This window comes from Hyphococcus sp., assembly GCF_965267305.1.
Classification (GTDB): domain Bacteria; phylum Pseudomonadota; class Alphaproteobacteria; order Caulobacterales; family Parvularculaceae; genus Hyphococcus.
The window spans coordinates 2,537,780-2,553,820 of sequence record NZ_OZ253945.1; the positions used below are offsets into that span (position 1 = coordinate 2,537,780).

18 protein-coding genes are annotated in these 16,041 nt (G+C 59.9%); 6 read left to right on the forward strand and 12 right to left on the reverse strand.

Features of this window, described 5'->3' with window-relative positions:
* Positions 1-133: 133 nt before the first annotated feature.
* Positions 134-646 carry a GcrA family cell cycle regulator gene (locus ACQY5P_RS11965; RefSeq protein ID WP_428407097.1) on the reverse strand — a complete coding sequence of 171 codons (513 nt, stop codon included), beginning with the start codon at positions 644-646 and terminating at the stop codon, positions 134-136.
* A 252-nt stretch (positions 647-898) separates the two neighbouring features.
* Between ACQY5P_RS11965 and ACQY5P_RS11970 the strand changes: the two genes are divergently transcribed.
* The 4 genes from ACQY5P_RS11970 to ACQY5P_RS11985 all read left to right on the forward strand — a co-directional run bounded on the left by ACQY5P_RS11970 (position 899) and on the right by ACQY5P_RS11985 (position 4,010).
* On the forward strand, positions 899-1,753 hold the full coding sequence (locus ACQY5P_RS11970) for an ABC transporter permease (RefSeq protein WP_428407098.1): 855 nt from the start codon (positions 899-901) through the stop codon (positions 1,751-1,753).
* A gap of 30 nt (positions 1,754-1,783) precedes the next feature.
* Positions 1,784-2,677, forward strand: a complete 894-nt coding sequence (locus ACQY5P_RS11975; RefSeq protein ID WP_428407099.1) for an Hsp33 family molecular chaperone — start codon at positions 1,784-1,786, stop codon at positions 2,675-2,677.
* Between the two features lie 5 nt (positions 2,678-2,682).
* On the forward strand, positions 2,683-3,471 hold the full coding sequence (gene ppk2 / locus ACQY5P_RS11980) for a polyphosphate kinase 2 (protein WP_428407100.1): 789 nt from the start codon (positions 2,683-2,685) through the stop codon (positions 3,469-3,471).
* Positions 3,472-3,539: 68 nt separating this feature from the next.
* Positions 3,540-4,010, forward strand: coding sequence for a CC0125/CC1285 family lipoprotein (locus ACQY5P_RS11985; RefSeq protein ID WP_428407101.1), 471 nt, complete (start codon positions 3,540-3,542; stop codon positions 4,008-4,010).
* A 1-nt stretch (position 4,011) separates the two neighbouring features.
* Here the strand turns inward: ACQY5P_RS11985 and ACQY5P_RS11990 are convergent, their stop codons facing one another.
* The 9 genes from ACQY5P_RS11990 to arfB form a co-directional block, all read right to left on the reverse strand.
* Positions 4,012-4,815, reverse strand: a complete 804-nt coding sequence (locus tag ACQY5P_RS11990; protein WP_428407102.1) for a glycosyltransferase family 2 protein — start codon at positions 4,813-4,815, stop codon at positions 4,012-4,014.
* A 66-nt stretch (positions 4,816-4,881) separates the two neighbouring features.
* Positions 4,882-6,741 carry a DUF885 domain-containing protein gene (locus ACQY5P_RS11995; protein WP_428407103.1) on the reverse strand — a complete coding sequence of 620 codons (1,860 nt, stop codon included), beginning with the start codon at positions 6,739-6,741 and terminating at the stop codon, positions 4,882-4,884.
* A gap of 54 nt (positions 6,742-6,795) precedes the next feature.
* A complete protein-coding gene (locus ACQY5P_RS12000; protein WP_428407104.1) occupies positions 6,796-7,959 on the reverse strand; it encodes a glycerophosphodiester phosphodiesterase family protein in 1,164 nt (387 codons plus the stop codon).
* A 52-nt stretch (positions 7,960-8,011) separates the two neighbouring features.
* Entirely contained in the window at positions 8,012-8,737 is a 726-nt protein-coding gene (locus ACQY5P_RS12005) for a hypothetical protein (protein WP_428407105.1), read from the reverse strand.
* Between the two features lie 249 nt (positions 8,738-8,986).
* On the reverse strand, positions 8,987-10,519 hold the full coding sequence (locus tag ACQY5P_RS12010) for a M20/M25/M40 family metallo-hydrolase (RefSeq protein ID WP_428407106.1): 1,533 nt from the start codon (positions 10,517-10,519) through the stop codon (positions 8,987-8,989).
* 83 nt (positions 10,520-10,602) lie between these two features.
* A complete protein-coding gene (locus ACQY5P_RS12015; protein WP_428407107.1) occupies positions 10,603-11,169 on the reverse strand; it encodes a hypothetical protein in 567 nt (188 codons plus the stop codon).
* 109 nt (positions 11,170-11,278) lie between these two features.
* Positions 11,279-12,028: a hypothetical protein gene (locus ACQY5P_RS12020; RefSeq protein WP_428407108.1), complete on the reverse strand. Its 750-nt coding sequence runs from the start codon at positions 12,026-12,028 to the stop codon at positions 11,279-11,281.
* A gap of 22 nt (positions 12,029-12,050) precedes the next feature.
* Positions 12,051-12,770 (reverse strand): 2OG-Fe(II) oxygenase, encoded by a 720-nt coding sequence (locus ACQY5P_RS12025; RefSeq protein WP_428410656.1) that lies wholly within the window; start codon positions 12,768-12,770, stop codon positions 12,051-12,053.
* A gap of 74 nt (positions 12,771-12,844) precedes the next feature.
* Positions 12,845-13,264, reverse strand: a complete 420-nt coding sequence (gene arfB, locus ACQY5P_RS12030; protein WP_428407109.1) for an alternative ribosome rescue aminoacyl-tRNA hydrolase ArfB — start codon at positions 13,262-13,264, stop codon at positions 12,845-12,847.
* A gap of 55 nt (positions 13,265-13,319) precedes the next feature.
* Here arfB and ACQY5P_RS12035 point away from each other — a divergent pair, with 55 nt between their 5' ends.
* Positions 13,320-13,637, forward strand: coding sequence for a DUF1244 domain-containing protein (locus ACQY5P_RS12035; RefSeq protein WP_428407110.1), 318 nt, complete (start codon positions 13,320-13,322; stop codon positions 13,635-13,637).
* Between the two features lie 75 nt (positions 13,638-13,712).
* Entirely contained in the window at positions 13,713-14,213 is a 501-nt protein-coding gene (locus ACQY5P_RS12040) for a YcxB family protein (protein ID WP_428407111.1), read from the forward strand.
* Positions 14,214-14,222: 9 nt separating this feature from the next.
* On the opposite strand, the gene rlmN is transcribed toward ACQY5P_RS12040, so the two are convergent.
* A complete protein-coding gene (rlmN, locus tag ACQY5P_RS12045; protein ID WP_428407112.1) occupies positions 14,223-15,368 on the reverse strand; it encodes a 23S rRNA (adenine(2503)-C(2))-methyltransferase RlmN in 1,146 nt (381 codons plus the stop codon).
* A gap of 47 nt (positions 15,369-15,415) precedes the next feature.
* Positions 15,416-15,913 carry a GFA family protein gene (locus ACQY5P_RS12050; RefSeq protein WP_428407113.1) on the reverse strand — a complete coding sequence of 166 codons (498 nt, stop codon included), beginning with the start codon at positions 15,911-15,913 and terminating at the stop codon, positions 15,416-15,418.
* Between the last annotated feature and the right edge of the window lie 128 nt (positions 15,914-16,041).

A 16,041-nucleotide genomic window follows, 5' to 3' on the forward strand; every position in this document is an offset into this window, starting at 1 on the left:
AAAGCCCGCTTCACCAAGTATTTTCAAGCGAAGTGGCTTCCGGTTCGCGCTAAGAAAATACGCAAAAAAAAACGAAGCCGCTTTTCTTACAAAGCGGCTTCGGGGCTTTTTCTTTATCCGAATTTTTGAACCTTTAGCCCGCAGCGCGTCTCTGCGCGATCTGGGCCGCCGGACGGCGCGAGGGTTCGCGCTCGCGGCGCTGCGGCGGCTGGAACGCCATACGCGCGTGATAGGTGCAATAGGATTTGCCGGCGGGCGAGGGCTGGCCGCAGAAATGGAAATCGTCCTTGGCCGGATCGCCAATGGGCCATTTGCACATATTGTTCTTGATGGTCGCGACCGTGGTGCGGTCCCCGGTGTCCAGCACCACCGGCGCGATGGATTCCGGCTCCGGGATAAAGGGACGCATTTCCTGACGCTGGGGCTTGGCCGCCGGCGCCGCCTCCTCGTCCCGGCGCGCCACCGTGGGCCCGCAGCCGCGCTGCGGCTTCGCCGGCGTGGCGCGGCCAGAAAGCCCTAAACGATGCACTTTGCCGATCACCGCATTCCGCGTGACGCCGCCCATCTTGTTGGCGATCTGCGCCGCCGACAGCCCCTCGGCCCACAGGGTTTTCAAAAGTTCTACCCGCTCATCCGTCCAAGCCATGTCGCAGCTCTCCTTGCCCTTTTTCCGGATGGCGCCTTATTGCGCCCGAAAAACTATATCTGGTGGTTAAAAATAGCGCCGCTCCCTGCGCTCCAAAATATAGTATCCTAAAGGCCCTGAAACACAACATGGCGCCCCTATAATTTTTTGCCCACCACATGTTGATATTCTGTCATGCCCGCTCTCGGCATCGCGACTTGACGCGCCGCCCCCGGCGGGGCGAGACATCGTTGCAACGCAAAAAGAAGCCTCATGACCCTTACAGACAACACCGCCGATCAAAACGCCCTCAACCCCGCTTACGCCTTCGGAGCCCGCCGTTTCGGCGCGGTGAACTGGCTTGGCCTCTGGACCCTTTATGTCAAAGAGGTCCGGCGCTTCATGAAGGTCGTGTTTCAGACGGTCGTCGCGCCGGTGATATCGACGCTCCTCTTCCTGATCGTCTTCACCCAGGCCTTTGGCGGCGTCCGGCCCGACGTCAACGGCGTTCCTTTTGTCGAGTTTCTGGCGCCCGGCCTCACCATGATGGCGGTCCTGACCAACGCCTTCACCAATTCAGGCTCGTCGATCATGATCTCGAAAGTGCAGGGCTCGATTGTCGACGTCCTGATGCCGCCTTTGTCTGCGGCGGAACTCGCCATCGCCTTCATCGCCGGCGCCGCGACGCGCGGCTTTCTCGTCGGCGCGGTGACGGCGGCGACCTGCGCCGGCTATATGGCGGTGTACGGAACGCCGCTTGCGATCGAAAACCTTTGGGCGATCCTTTATTACGCCGTCGCCGCCGGCATTATCTTCGGCGCCATCGGCGCTATTGGCGGCATCTGGGCCGACAAATTCGACCAGATGGCGGCGGTCACCAATTTCGTCATCACGCCGCTGACTTTTCTCTCCGGCACTTTCTATTCCGTCGCCAATCTGCCGGAACCGTTTCGCACCGTCAGCCATTACAATCCCGTCTATTATCTCATCGACGGTTTTCGTTCCGGCTTCACCGGCGTCGCCGAGGCGCCGGTTGCGGTCAGCATTTCCGTCTCGGCGGCGCTGGCTTTCGCCTTCAGCTTCGCCTGCTATCTGCTTCTTCGCTCCGGCTACAAGATCAAGGACTGACAGCGAAAAACATGGTTGAGAGTTGCCGTCATGGATGACGCCGTTCTTCCTTTTCAGGTCGCCGACACCGCCGTGCGCGGCCGGGTCGTGCGCCTCTCTGGCGCCATAGACGAGATATTGTCCGCTCACGAATTTCCGGACGCTTTGTCAGAACTCGTCGGCGAAGCGGTTTCGCTCGTCGCCATGATGGGCGCGTCCTTGAAATTCGACGGCAAGCTGATTTTCCAGGCTCAGGGCAACGGTCCGGCGTCGCTGATCGTCGCGGATTATTCTTCGGGCGGAAATCTGCGCGCCACAGCGAAATCAACGGCGGTCGATCTCCCCCGCGGCGCCCGGGCGCTGCTCGGCGACGGCTCGATCGTCATGACCATCGACCAAGGGCCCGACATGGACCGCTATCAGGGCGTGACGCCTATCGAAGGCGAAACCCTGGGCGAAGTCGCCGCGGCCTATTTCGCGCAGTCGGAGCAGATCCCCACCATCGTCAGGCTCGCGGTCGGGCGTATCCAGACGCCGGGCAAGGGCGAACACTGGCGCGCCGGCGGGCTGATGGCGCAGTTCGTGCCTAAGGAAGGCGGCGAACGCGGCGTCGCGGCGGCCCTTACCGGCGAGGACCGCGAGAGCTGGGAGCGCGCGCGCGCCTTTATCGAAACCGTTCAGCCGGACGAACTGCTCGATCCGTCGATCAGCGCCGAGACTTTGCTCTATCGCCTCTTTCATGAAGACGGCGTGCGCGTGTTCGACGCCTCACCCTTGCGCGCGGCATGCTCCTGCAACGAAGGAAAAATCGCCGCTGTTCTCTCGCGCTACAGCGAAGACGATTTGAGCGACATGGTCGAGGACGGCGCCATCACGGTGACCTGCGAATTCTGCCGCAAGGATTACTCCTTCACGCCGGAAGGAATTCCTTCGGCCGGGAGTTGACGCTCATGAAGAAAAAACAATTCGAAAAAGAACTGCCCGAACTCGAGTTCGAGTTGGCGAAGCTTCAGGAAACTGTTGCGCGCAAGGGAATGAAAGTCGCCATCATCTTTGAGGGGCGAGACGCCGCGGGAAAAGGCGGCGCCATCAAAACGATCATGCGCCGCATGAACCCGCGCATCTGGCGCATCGTCGCCCTGCCCAAACCTTCCGACCGCGAACGCACGCAATGGTATTTTGAACGCTATACCGCGCATCTGCCGTCGGGCGGCGAAATCGCGCTTTTCGACCGGTCGTGGTATAACCGCGCCGTTGTCGAACCGGTGATGGGGTTTTGCACAAAGGAAGAGCACGAACTCTTCCTGCGCGAGGTCCCGCAATTTGAAAAAATGCTGATCGACAGCGGCATGATTCTCATCAAATTCTGGATTCACGTCTCTGCGGAGGAACAGGAGCAGCGTTTTCAGGACCGGGCCTGCGATCCCCGGAAGCGCTGGAAGCTTTCACCTATCGATCTGAAAGCCCGCGACCTCTGGATCGAATTCACCAAATATCGCGACAAGATGTTTGCGCTGACGAGCAGCGATGAAGCGCCTTGGCTCGTTGTCGATGGCGACGACAAGGAGAAGGCGCGCCTCAACATCATTCGTGCGATCCTCGACCGCGTGCCTTACGAGTTCAACAGGGAAGCTTTCGATCCCATCAAGCTGCCGGCGCGGCCGAACATCGAAGGCAGCGGCTACGACGAGCCGAAGCTCGAAGAGCTTAATCTGGTCAAGGATTATTACGCCGACTAGGCGGCGAATCCGGCCGGAACCATTAACATTCCCGATTGTTTCCCTCCCGTGCCGAAAAGGAGGGCGTGATGAAGTTTTATGCGTTTGCAGCGCTTGGCGCGCTGGCGATGGCCGGGTGTACGACGGGCGCTTATGGCCCGGTCTACGGACCCTCGAATTCACAATATGAAGACGGCTATTCCGAAGCGCGGCTTGACGATAACCGTTACCGCGTACAGTACCGCATCGAGAATGGCGACTTGCAACTGGCGCAAGATTGGGCATTGCGGCGCGCGGCGGAGCTGACCCTCGATCAGCGTTATGACTGGTTCCAGATCATCAGCCGCAACAGCACCTTCCGCGACGACGATTTCCGCCGCTATGAGCCCTACCGTTCCTATAATGACAGTTATTACGAGCGCCCGCGCTATGACTCGCGTTACGATGACGACGCGCTGGTCGTGATCGAAGTCATCATGGGCAACAATCCGCCGCCGCGCAGCGCCAGCGTTTACGAAGCACGCCGCGTGCTCGATTACACGAGGGGCGGACGATACTAAGCTAGTTGATGTTTTTGTCTGACGGAGCGCGCGCACCCCCATGCGCGCGCTCCCACATTTTGACGTCCCGCAGCCAGCGGCCGTAAGCCGACATGGAAGCAAGCGCGAAACCGTAAACGCCGCCGCGGAAATATTGCTGCAAGAGATATTTCTTAGCGAAGTAAAACGGAAATCCGAAAAGGATCCGAAGGGCGAGATAGGGCCTCGATTTCAGCTTCAGCGCTTCGGCGCGGACCGTCGAGTTGCGGTTGAGCTTGCCCATGAACTGCGCGGCGCCGGTGAAGGCGTAGTGCAAAACCGGTTCTTTCAGCCGCCCGACAACCACGCCTTCGGGAATATCGAACTGATCCCAGGCTTTGTGCGCCGGCGCGCGAACGGCGCGGCGGTTGTAAAGCTTGTGCCGGACCTGCAGCCCGAAACCGCGCCAGGGCTTCCCCACCGGGGGCACAAGCGCGAGCATGGTGCGGTAGATTTTATGGGGTGGCTCGCCGCCGGCGAACAACGCCGCAATTTCCGCCGCCAGTTCAGGGCTGACGATTTCGTCCGCATCGAGATCGAGCAGCCAGTCATGAGCGCAGGCGTCTTCCGCAAGACGCTTTTGAAACCCGTTTCCGAGCCATCCATGCTCTATGACGCGGGCGCCGGCGTCGCGCGCAATCTCCTTAGTCCCGTCGGTCGATCCGGAATCGATGACGACGACCTCGTCGGCGACTTGCAACGCCGCACGCACTACGTCGCCGATCATCCGCGCTTCGTTGAGCGTGCGGATATAAGCGGACAAAGGCGGGCGCGATTCGGCTTGCATCAGCGAGACATAAAAGAAAACGCGCCGCGCGGGAACTCCCGTGCGGCGCGTTCCTGAATCCGGCGCCTAGCTCGACTGCTTCTTCGCAATCCAGGCGTCGACATTCTCCTCAAGGATCGCGAGCGGCACGGCGCCGTCCCTCAGGACCACGTCATGGAACTCGCGCACGTCGAACCCGTCGCCCAGAGCCGTTTCTGCGCGGCCGCGAAGCTCAAGCATTTTCAGCATGCCGACTTTGTAGGCCGTGGCCTGGCCCGGCATGACGATATAGCGCTCGATCGCTTTAACGCAGTCGCCTTCGGGATTCGGCGTGTTTTCAAGGAGATAGTCGATCGCCTCTTCGCGGGTCCAGCGCTTGTCATGAAGACCGGAATCGACGACGAGACGCGCCGCACGCCACAGCTCCATGGCGAGACGTCCAAAGTCGGAATAAGGGTCTTCGTAAAGGCCCATCTCTTTGGGGATATATTCCGAATAAAGCCCCCATCCTTCCGTATACGCCGTAAATCCGCCAAACCTGCGGAAGCTCGGCACGTCTTCAAGCTCCTGCGCGATGGCGAGCTGCATGTGATGGCCAGGGATGCCTTCATGATAGGCGAGCGCTTCCATCTGATAGATCGGCATGTCGGCCATATTGTAGAGATTGGCGTAATAGATGCCGGGACGCGACCCATCCGGCGCCGGGCGCTGATAGAAGGCCTTGCCCGCCGAACGTTCACGGAAAGGCTCGACCCGTTTGACGATCAGCGCCGCCTCGGGCTTCGTCAGGAACAACTCGTCGAGACGCCCGCGCATATTGTCGATGATCGCCGTCGCCTCAGCGAGATACTTCTCCCGGCCTTCATCATTATTCGGATAAGTGAAGCGCTCATCCGGGTCTTCGCGCATATAGACGAAGAATTCCTGCAGCGTCCCGCTGAAACCGACCGCATTCTTGATTTCTTCCATTTCGGCGTGAATGCGCGCGACCTCGGAAAGGCCGAGATCGTGAATTTCTTGCGCGCTCATGTCAGTCGTCGTCATTTGCTGCAGGCGATTGGCGTAATAGGCGCCGCCATCGGGAAGCTTCCACGCGCCGTCATCGCCGGTCGCCGTCTCCATCTGTTCCTCGAACATGGCGATGAGCGATTCATAAGCGGGCTTCACCGAGTTCAGCATGGCGTCGGTCGCTTGCGCCCGCAGATCCTCCTTCACTTCGTCGCTGACTTCGAGCGCATTCACCTTCTTGTTGAAGTCTTCGAGGATGGTCGATGTCTTGCCGCTGTCATCGAAAGGCGCGCCGGAAATGATATTCTGCGACGTCGCGATCATCTGCGGATAAGACCATTTCGGCGGGTTCACGCCATTGGCGAACTGCGCCTCGGCGTTGTCCTGATGCTGGGCGAGATAGGTTTTGACGCCGCGAAGGCGGGAGATATAGGCCTCGGCGTCTTCCAGCGTATCGACCCGGTGCTGGTTGATGAGGAAAGCCGGCACGGAGGAATGCGGTCCGCGGAACTGACTGAACTCGTACCAGTGATTGCGCCACGCGAAATTCCGGTCCGACTGTTCGGCTTCATATTCAAACAGGCGATAGGAAAGCTGCGCCGACGGATCGAGCGCATCAAAGTCGAAGGTCTCGCGCATCTCGGCAAGCGCCGCCTGTTCGAGCTCATGCGTTTCGCGCGCATATTCATCCGTCGCATTGTCCCATTCGCCGTAATTGGTTTTGCGCCCGAGAAACGTCTGGGTCATGGGCGAGCGGGCGACACCCTCCTCGAACTGTTGCTCAAACCACGCGTTGATCTTTTCCGAGTCCGTCTGCGCGGTTTCTTCCGTTGCGGCCCCAGACGATGCGCCGGGCGCTGACGATCCTTCCTGGCCGCAGGCGGCGAGAAGGGCCGAAAAAGCAACGGCGGCGAGAAGAGATTTGCGCGAAAAAGTCATTCAGATACTCCGGATATGGCTGCGCCGGGCAGCGCCCGGCGGGTTGCCAAGAGGCTATGCGATGCGGGGCGCAGGGGCAAGTTCCGGCGTTATTGACGCTCCTGGCCGTATCTCTGAGCGAGCTTTCACCGCCGCATCTGGGAAATCGGTGAACAGGCCATCGACCCCTTCGTCAAAGAAGAACTCGAACTCTGCGCGAAACAGCATATCGTCGATCGTTTCCTGCTGCGCGAATTCAGTCTTATCGCCTTCCGTCGTTAGGGCAGGCGTGTTTTTCGTATTTTCCTCGGGGAGCTCGATGATGAGACCTAAAAGCGTCCCCACATTTCGATTTGGCTGATCGAGCCGAAACGTCCATGGGTGAACGGCCAATCCCAACCCATGAGCATCAGCCACAAGTGATGTGGTTTCGCCAAATGACGGCCTGATTAGATCTTTCGTGGGCCCGACCCCATCTGCATATTCCGCAACCTCCGAGAGCGGAATATTCGGTCCCGCTCCCGGCGTTTCTTCATAGACAAGCTGCACGAGTTTCGCGTCCGTCTTGCCTTTGAGGCGCTTCAGGATGTCCGCTTCGAAGGACTGGATGAAGACCGGCCCCGCATCGAAACTCTCTAGCGCGGCGAGCAAGGGCTGCTCGAAATCCATGCCGATGGATTGAAAATAGCCGAGATGTTTGGTTTCCGGGTAGACGCCGACGGAACGGCCCGCCTCCTTCGCCCGCGTTGAAACGAAGGCCAGCACTTCCGCAAAGGTCGGGATTTCATAAAGCCCGTCATAGTCTTTAGAGCGGCCGGGAAAGGGCTGCACCGCGCGCAGTGTTTTCAGCTCCGCAAGCGTGAAATCCTCAACCCACCAGTCGTCGCGCGGCGCGCCATCGGGGTCTGCGTTCGGCTTTTTACGCTCCGCGAATTCAGGGTGATCGGCGACATCGGTCGTTGTCGAAAGGTAGCGGTCATGACGGGCGACAAGGACGCCGTCTTTCGTGAAAACAAGATCGGGTTCGATCACATCGGCGCCCTGTTCGATCGCGAGGCCGTAAGCCTCCAGCGTGTGTTCGGGCAGATAGCCGCTGGCGCCGCGATGAGCGATGACCAGCGGCGGCTTTCCATCAAGCGTGGGCCAGCTTCTGTTGTCTGCCGCTTGCGTTTTGGCTCCTGTTGCGCAAGCCGCCAGCGCCAGCAGCGGCGCAAGCCACATCCATCTCTTCCCGATCATGATCGCCCCTCGCCGTTTGCGAAAAGGAGACTGCAGGGCTCGCGTCAGAGTTTCAAGGCCGCGCGGTTTCAATTTGCCGGCGCGGCGGGCGGCCTCCGCCGTCGCGTCCGCCCTGAGACCTGCGTTGCGGCCCGCCGGCATTCTGCGCCATGGGCGGCGCGACAAACGCCTCCATGGTCACGCGCGCAAATTGTGCGGCTTTTTCATACGCGCTGTCCGACATCGCGGCAGAGACGACGTTCTTCAGATGATCGCTCACCAGCGAAGGGATAGGCCGCAACGCATATGTGTCGCGCGCGCCATTCGACATGTAAACAATGGACCACATCAGCGCCGCCTCAGGATCGGGCGCCAGATGCGATGCGGCGAACCCCGGCGCGCCGCTCAACGCCTGCGCAAGCGCGCCTTGCGCGCGCGGATCGCCGGCCCAGGCGGCGCGGCTGAGCCAGAAGACGCCTTCCTGACGGAAGAGCGCGGTTTCCGCATCGCTCGCGCCGGTCATCTCAAGAAGACAGGCGCCGAGTTCATATTGGGCGATTTCATATCCGTCGCCGTAGCTCGCCACGATGCGATAGGCGGGCGCGGCCTTTGCACAACCTTCTTTCGCCTGTTGCTCGCGGGCGGCGGCGAGCAAGGCCGAGGGCCGCCCGATCCCGACGCCGGCGCCGCCGGCGCGCGGGCCAAAACCTTCGCCCGGTCCGCCGCGTTTGGGCGAGGCGCAGGCGGTGATGAGCGTTGCGGCGGCGGCGATCAGGGCGATCTGCAGTGTCGGCTTCATGAGGGGCCTATGGAAATGAGAGGATGAATCAGTCCGGCGCCTTTCCAACGCGCGAACCCTTCAAATTCCGTCGCAAAAAAATTTAGGAAAAGAGCGCCGGAATTTTCGAGGCCCCGCGTTTCACCTTTGTCCGCACGCTGATCCCGTTAGCGCCCCGATGCATGAGGATCGCCCCGCGCGGATTGCCCTCGGGCCTCCGCCGCAGCGCCTCCCCTCGTCCCAGAGCTGAGCTGCGGCGGACGCTCCCGGCTATTCGGCAGCCATAGTCAAGACGGCCGCATAGGCGTCGACGCCGTAAAAGAGATTGCCGAGGCGGATGTTTTCATCCGCCGAATGCTGGTTGTTATCGTAATTGGCGATGGGCAGGATGACGATGGGCGCGTCGGAAACGCTTTCGAACATATAAAGCGGCAGCGAACCGCCAAGGCTCGGATTGAGGATCAGGTCTTCGCCCGCCGCGTCTTTCAGCGCGGCAATTAGCGGCGCGACGCGCGCATCGTCCATATTGCTGCGCATGGCGGGATAGCCGCCGCTGCGCGTCACTTTGGCGATCAGCGGATGCTTTGCGCGCATGGCGGCGTCGGGATCTTCGCGGACAATAAAAAATCCCTGTTTCTCAATATGCGCCTCGACAAGGTCCAGCATCGCATCGGGATCATTGCCTTTTACAAGACGCAGGCCGATCGAGGCTGTCGCTGTCGGCGGAATGACGTTGCGGGAAAGCGCGCCGACTTCCGCGCTTTTGAGGCCTTTGAGATTCAGCGCTGGCAACAGCAGCCTTTCGCCGAGCGGCGCATTGTCCATTTCCGTTTCAGCAAGACCAAATGTTTCGCGCAACGTTGCGTCTGTATCGGGCATTGCGGCAATGGCCGCGCGCTCGGCCTTCGAAATCGGCGCAGAGGATTTGTAGAAATCCTTTATCAGCACACGGCCCTTTTCATCCTTCATGCTGGCGAGAAGCTGCGCCAGGCGCCAGCCCGGCCCCGGCGCCCAATTGCCGTAATGGCCGCTGTGAAGGCCGCGATTGGGCCCGTAGACGGTGACGTCGAGCCCGGTGACGCCGCGCACGCCGAAAACCAGTTGCGGGCGCCCGCTCTGATGTGTCGGCCCGTCGCAAAACAGCCAAAGATCCACATCGGCGAACTTGTCGGCATGGAGACGAAGATAATCGTCGAGATAATCCGAACCCGCCTCCTCCTCCCCGTCGAAAATGAGTTTGATGTTCGACGTAAAGCCGATACCTGCTTCATCGAGCGCATCGATGGTGGCCAGGAGCGCCGGGATCGGCGCCTTGTCGTCGCTCGCGGAGCGCGCGTAAATCCGCCAGTCTTCGTCGACCGGCTCGCCGCGTTTTGGAAACGCAATTTCCTCCCCGCCCTCGGTCATGGCGCGCGTGTAAAGCCGCGGCTCGAACGGCGGATGGGTCCAGTCGGCCGGCTCCGTCGGCTGGCCGTCATAATGCACATAGATGGCAATGGTGCGCGCCGCGCCTGGGGTTTCGCGCAGGCCATAGATCAGCGGCGGGGCCTCATCGCTTTCCAAAAGCGCCATCTCGAAGCCGCGTTCGGCGAACAACGCGGTTATATAATCAGCGTTGCGGCGGATGTTCTCCGCGTCATTGGCGTCATTAGGGAGCGACAGAAGATCGACAAAACCGGCGAGGATCTCCGCGCCATGGTCCGCCCGCCAGTCCCGCGCCGCCGCGACCGCGCCCGCGCTCTCAGCCAAGGCCGGCGCCATGAGGGACAGCCCCGCCGCCGCAACCGCCGCAAAATACTTCATTCCTCGCCCTCCAAAAAGAAAACCCGGACGGGGATCAAACCACGTCCGGGCCGGTTCCGCAAAGCGGGCGATAATAGCGCCGATCAGCTCTCGGCCTGCGCATCCATATAGGCGTCAAGCTCGCCCTCAACCTCGGCTACGGCCTTCTTGTCCTCGGGCGAGGCGGCGGCGACGGTCTCCATCATCGCTTTCATCTGCGCCATCTGCGCCTTCATTTCCGGCGGCATCATGTCTAACATGGCGGGGTCCATGGCCTGCATCTGCGCCATGGCGTCCGGACTTTCCTTCTCCATTTTCAGCGCCATGTAAGCGATCATCACCTTGTCGCCCGCGGCGCCCCATTCCTCGGCGCTGAACCCATGAGGTTTCACCGCCATGGAAAGCCGTCCGTAGTCGGACGGGTATTTCGCCTTCAGCGCTTTAACTGCGTTGGAATAGGGCTTGAACTCCTGGCCCGCTTTCGGATCGGTGTCGAACCGCATTTCATCGGTCTTGCCTTCGGCCTCCAGCTCCTTGCCGAGGTCTTCAACAGACGGCAGCGACGCGACAAACCGCTTCGCCGTGTCGGCCGTCAGCGCCTTGTCGCCCGCGAACGCGGTTCCGGCCACGACAAAAAATACGGCGCCAAGCGCCATCATGAATTTTTTCATGCGAGAAACTCCCCTTTGGTGAATCGGACAATCCGCCCGCAGTCTAGGCGAGTTTGAGGTCTCGCGCGACTGGCTTACCGATAATTATAGGACCGATTATGATCGAGGATCAGCGCCCGCGCTCTTTCACCATTTCCGCGCGGTTCGGATTGACCTTTTCCGGCGCGTCGTCGTCGGGAAACTTGAAGTCCGCCTGACGCACCACATCGCGCCATTTTTCATCGAAGGCGTAGCGCGCATAACTCCCCGCGCGGTCGACCCAGTGAAAGAACACATGCGCAGACCAGCGATTGGGATTGGGACTGACCCGGCCATGGAGATAGTTGATCCCATTATAGATGACCGCATCGCCGATGCCCATTGGCGCGCCATGCAGCTTGATCTCGCCCTCTTCATTGGCGATGTCGGCCGGGCGCCGTTCCTTGGCGTCGTAATATTTGTCGCTGATATTCAGTTCCCAGATGTAATCGTTGGAGTAGCCCAAGGTCAGCGACATGGCGTGTTCGCAGTTCATGGCGTCGCTGTGAAGATGACAGACGTCGCCCTGGCGGTAGACGCGGAAATAGGCATGCGACGGCAAAAGATCCTTGCCGACCACCGTCGACATATAAGAGGTCAAGCCCCATTGCAGCATGGCCATGGGCGTGTAGTCGAAGGAGTAGCATTCATAGGCTTTTTTGTCGGTCAAAAAGGTCTTGATGTAATCGCCCTGATAGCTCTCCCAGTCGCCGCCAAGTTCCTGCTGCATCTTGTAGAGCGTCGCATCGGCGACCTCCACAGGCATCACTTTCCGGGCGAGGGTCCATCCCCGGTTTTGATATTCCGCCCGCTGGTCCTGAATGGTCGCCGCACGATCCATAATAATCTCTTCCGTACTCTGATTAGCCTTCTTCAACGCCGGCCCGCAGCCATCCCGTCACCGAGACCCGCACCTCGCCGGCAAAAGGCGAAACGAAACCCACCGAATGCGCCGCCGGCACCGAAAACATATTAAGCGTATTGAAGGCCGGCATGAAGGCGCCCTCGATATGCCCATCTTCATCGAAGAAATTGAGATAGCCACCCCAGTCCTCGCGCCACGCCCTGGTCAGGTTGAGAACGAAGGCGGCGCGGCGGTTCTTGCCCTCGACGGCGTCATTGTGGAGCGTCAGGAAATGTCCCGGCCCGTACAGCGTCGCCTGGGCGTCCGCGAAGGCGATGTCGTCAAAGCCGGTGACCTTGCGCACGAAAGCCAAGAATGGCTCGCTGTTGAGGAATTCGACCGCGGCCTTCAGCTTCGGGCTCAGCTCGCGGCCCGCCTTCCAGCGGTCATAGACTGGGATGTTTTCGTAGCAATAGGAAAAGCTTTTCTGCGCCTCGGCATGAATGATTTGCTGCGTCGTGCGCTGTTTTTCATCATCGAGATCGCGCCAACCGGCGGCGTCGATATCGAAATGCTTGCCATTGGCGAAAAAGACGAGATTTTTGTGCGGCTCTTTCTCGATCGCCTTGCGCAGCGCCTTCGCATCCTCTTCCACAAGGATTTTCGGAATCGAAATGCGTCCGCTCGCTGCATAGCGGTCGTGCAGCGCCTCGGCGTCGAGGGTCGGGTTGAGATTCATCACAAAGGCCGCATCATCTTCATGGGCCTATCGTGGCATGGCCGCGGCGAAAAAGGGAGAGGTGAGCCGCGCGGCTAATCGCCCGTTACTCTCCCCCTGCCCGCTTTCACTTCCGAGCGGCGGCGCTTGTCCTCAACGCGTTTTCGCTTCTGATTTGCAGAGACGCGGGTCTTCACCCGTTTCTTGGGCGGGGTCGCAGCGCGTTCGATCAGCGCAGCGAGACGCTCGCGCGCGTCCTCGCGGTTCTGCTCCTGCGTGCGGAAGCGCTTCGCCTCGATGATGAGCTCGCCCTCGCGGGTCATGCGCCGCCCGGCGATGGTTCGAAGGCGCGCCTTCACGGGCTCGGGCAGAGACGGCGAATTTTTGACGTGAAAGCGCAGCTGCACCGCGCTCGCGACCTTGTTGACGTTCTGTCCGCCGGGCCCGGAGGCGCGGATGAAGGTCTCGACAAGCTCCCAGTCGGGAATCGTTATGTCGCCAATTGAAATCGCCATGAGGCTCAATACACTTCAGGCTGATGAACGAAAACCGATTTTGAGGATAAACGCCATGACCGAGATTTCACCGGAGCTTCAGGACAGGATCGACGCCGCGACGTTCCGGCGGCTTGTGTCGCATCTTCAGAACCGCCCGGACGTGCAGAATATCGACCTGATGATCCTCGCCGATTTCTGCCGCAACTGTCTCGGCGACTGGCAGCGCGAGGCGGCGGAGAAGGAAGGCGTTTCGCTCACCAAGGACGAAGCCCGCGAACGCGTCTATGGCATGGCTTATTCGGAGTGGAAATCGAAATATCAAAAAGAAGCGACGCCGGAACAGATGGCCGCGTTTGAGAAGAGAAGGAAGGGGAAGGCAGACGTCCGATAAATCTACTTGCTTTTTGCTCTCTTATTTTACTTCCAGTAAGACAGGCCTTAGTTGGGTTTTTGATGGAGGGGTGGGGTGCAAGTTAACGTAAATATTACACGGTTAGATCTTATCAGGGTCAACATGATTCTATGGCCTAAGGTCCGATGGAACTGGATATACGTTGGAATTATTTTCGTTATTGGGCTGCTCCCCACCATCTCAGCAGTACGCGAAAGCAACTTTGATCTGCGTATCATGGCATTGCTTGCCTGTCTCGTAATCGCTCTAACAATTGCCATACCCGCATTAACATTCGCCTTCTGCTTGGGGGTAAACCTTTTATCTGCTTCACAAAGAACGGGGCTTGGTCAACACGAATATGAAATTACGTCAGAAGGACTACACGAGAGCACAACGCTAAATTCTGAGCTTTCAAAATGGGAAAGTTTTGACGAGATTTTCAAATCTAAAAATTACATAATCCTCAAGAAACATTGGGCGGCAATACATGTTTTCCCAAGAAGAGACTTTGACTCGCAAGCGCAATTTCTTGAATTTCATAAAGCGCTGTCCGAGAAAGTAAAAGCGCCGTAGAAACTGCGCTTACAACGCCATCCGCTCTTTCCTGGCGTCGCTGGCGCGTTTCTTCACGCTTTCGGACTTCAATTGTCCGCAGGCGGCGAAAATGTCCCGGCCGCGGGGCGTTCTGATCGGCGAGGCGTAGCCGGCGCGGGACAAGATGTCCGCGAAGCCTTCGATGCGCTCCCAGCTTGAACATTCGTAAGGCGCGCCCGGCCACGGGTTGAACGGGATGAGATTGATCTTGGCGGGAACGCCCTTGAGGAGCTTTACCAGCGCGCGCGCTTCGGCTTCACTGTCGTTGACGCCGCGCAGCATGACATATTCGAAGGTGATGCGCCGCGCATTGCCGAGGCCCGGATAGGCGCGGCAAGCGTCCATCAATTCCGCAATCGGATATTTCTTGTTGATGGGCACCAGCTCATCGCGCAGCGGGTCGTTGGTGGCGTGCAGCGAAATCGCCAGCATCGCCGAGGTGACGTCGCCGAGGCGCGGAATCTCCGGAACGACGCCGGAGGTCGAGACTGTGATGCGGCGGCGCGAGATCGAAATGCCGTCGCCGTCGGAAATGACGTCAATCGCGCGCCCCACATTGTCGAGATTGTAGAGCGGCTCGCCCATGCCCATGAAGACGATGTTGGAAAGCCGCCGGTCTTCGCCGCCCGAGGGCCATTCCTCGAGGTCGTCTTTCACCGCCATCACCTGATTGACGATTTCGGCGGCGGTCAGGTTGCGGACGAGTTTCTGCGTGCCCGTATGACAAAACGTGCAGGCGAGCGTGCAGCCGACTTGGGACGAGACGCAAAGCGCGCCGGCGCGGCCCACATCGGGAATGAAAACGCATTCGACTTCGACGCCCGGCGACAGGCGAATGAGATATTTGCGCGTGCCGTCGACGGAGACGAGACGCTCGGCAACTTCCGGCCGCGCGACGACAAACTTCTCGGCGAGCCCTGCGCGCATCTCCTTCGCGATGTCGGTCATCGCGAAGAAGTCGGTCTGGCCGTAGTGATAGATCCAGCGCCAGAGTTGCGTCGCGCGCATCTTGGCTTTTTTGGCGTCGAGCCCGAACGCCTCGGCCATAGCGGCCGCGATCTCGTGACGGGTCATCCCCGCGAGATTAACCAACCCTTGCGTTTCCGGGCGTTTTGAAAGGTCGAGCGTCGCCATAAGAGGCGGGATATAGGCGCTAAGACCGCCCCCGGCAATCGCCGGCGCTAGCCATGAGCGGCCGCGTAGGCCTCTTTCGCGGTTCTCAGCCGCTCAATGTCTTCTTCCGCCCAGTATTCGCTCATCTTGTAATAGCCTTTGACGGCAGGGACCTCATGAGACAGCTCGACCCAGGGCTGCTTCGAGGCCGTATAGATATGAATGTCCGGGGGAACGAGATCGGGCTCATCGAGCGTGCCCACACGCACGAAAGCGATGGCTGGCCCCGCGCCGCCATAATGGCTCCACAGCGCTAAATGGCATTCGGGACAACGATGGATCTTCTGGCCGCGTCCGCTTTCCGACGGCGTGTCCACGCAAACCGTTTCACCGCCGAGCAGTTCAAGGCACTCCATCTCGATCATCGCATTCAGCGCGAAAGAGGCGCCGGTCTCGCGCTGGCACCAGCGGCAATGACAGCAGTGAACGAACAAAGGCAGAGCAGTCAGCCGGTAGCGCACCTTTTTGCAGGCGCAGCCGCCTTCGGCAGAAAAAGACCCGTTCATCGGCGCCTCCCTCTTTTGACGAGCAGCTTAACTGCCGAAACCGAAACGCCGCAAGGCGCCGCGGGAATGTTTGGCGCCAATAGGGAGTGTTTGGGGGCGCCATTGGCGATTGCCATCGCGCGCGCAGC

Coding starts and splice junctions, on each gene's coding strand:
- ACQY5P_RS11985 (WP_428407101.1), top strand. CDS start 3,540: ATGAAGTTTTATGCGTTTGCAGCGCTTGGCGCGCTGGCGATGGCCGGG.
- ACQY5P_RS12010 (WP_428407106.1), bottom strand. CDS start 10,519: ATGAAGTATTTTGCGGCGGTTGCGGCGGCGGGGCTGTCCCTCATGGCG.
- ACQY5P_RS12015 (WP_428407107.1), bottom strand. CDS start 11,169: ATGAAAAAATTCATGATGGCGCTTGGCGCCGTATTTTTTGTCGTGGCC.
- ACQY5P_RS12020 (WP_428407108.1), bottom strand. CDS start 12,028: ATGGATCGTGCGGCGACCATTCAGGACCAGCGGGCGGAATATCAAAAC.
- ACQY5P_RS12000 (WP_428407104.1), bottom strand. CDS start 7,959: ATGATCGGGAAGAGATGGATGTGGCTTGCGCCGCTGCTGGCGCTGGCG.
- ACQY5P_RS11970 (WP_428407098.1), top strand. CDS start 899: ATGACCCTTACAGACAACACCGCCGATCAAAACGCCCTCAACCCCGCT.
- ACQY5P_RS11975 (WP_428407099.1), top strand. CDS start 1,784: ATGGATGACGCCGTTCTTCCTTTTCAGGTCGCCGACACCGCCGTGCGC.
- ACQY5P_RS11995 (WP_428407103.1), bottom strand. CDS start 6,741: ATGACTTTTTCGCGCAAATCTCTTCTCGCCGCCGTTGCTTTTTCGGCC.
- ACQY5P_RS11965 (WP_428407097.1), bottom strand. CDS start 646: ATGGCTTGGACGGATGAGCGGGTAGAACTTTTGAAAACCCTGTGGGCC.
- ACQY5P_RS12025 (WP_428410656.1), bottom strand. CDS start 12,770: ATGAATCTCAACCCGACCCTCGACGCCGAGGCGCTGCACGACCGCTAT.
- arfB (WP_428407109.1), bottom strand. CDS start 13,264: ATGGCGATTTCAATTGGCGACATAACGATTCCCGACTGGGAGCTTGTC.
- ACQY5P_RS12035 (WP_428407110.1), top strand. CDS start 13,320: ATGACCGAGATTTCACCGGAGCTTCAGGACAGGATCGACGCCGCGACG.
- rlmN (WP_428407112.1), bottom strand. CDS start 15,368: ATGGCGACGCTCGACCTTTCAAAACGCCCGGAAACGCAAGGGTTGGTT.
- ACQY5P_RS12005 (WP_428407105.1), bottom strand. CDS start 8,737: ATGAAGCCGACACTGCAGATCGCCCTGATCGCCGCCGCCGCAACGCTC.
- ppk2 (WP_428407100.1), top strand. CDS start 2,683: ATGAAGAAAAAACAATTCGAAAAAGAACTGCCCGAACTCGAGTTCGAG.
- ACQY5P_RS12050 (WP_428407113.1), bottom strand. CDS start 15,913: ATGAACGGGTCTTTTTCTGCCGAAGGCGGCTGCGCCTGCAAAAAGGTG.
- ACQY5P_RS11990 (WP_428407102.1), bottom strand. CDS start 4,815: ATGCAAGCCGAATCGCGCCCGCCTTTGTCCGCTTATATCCGCACGCTC.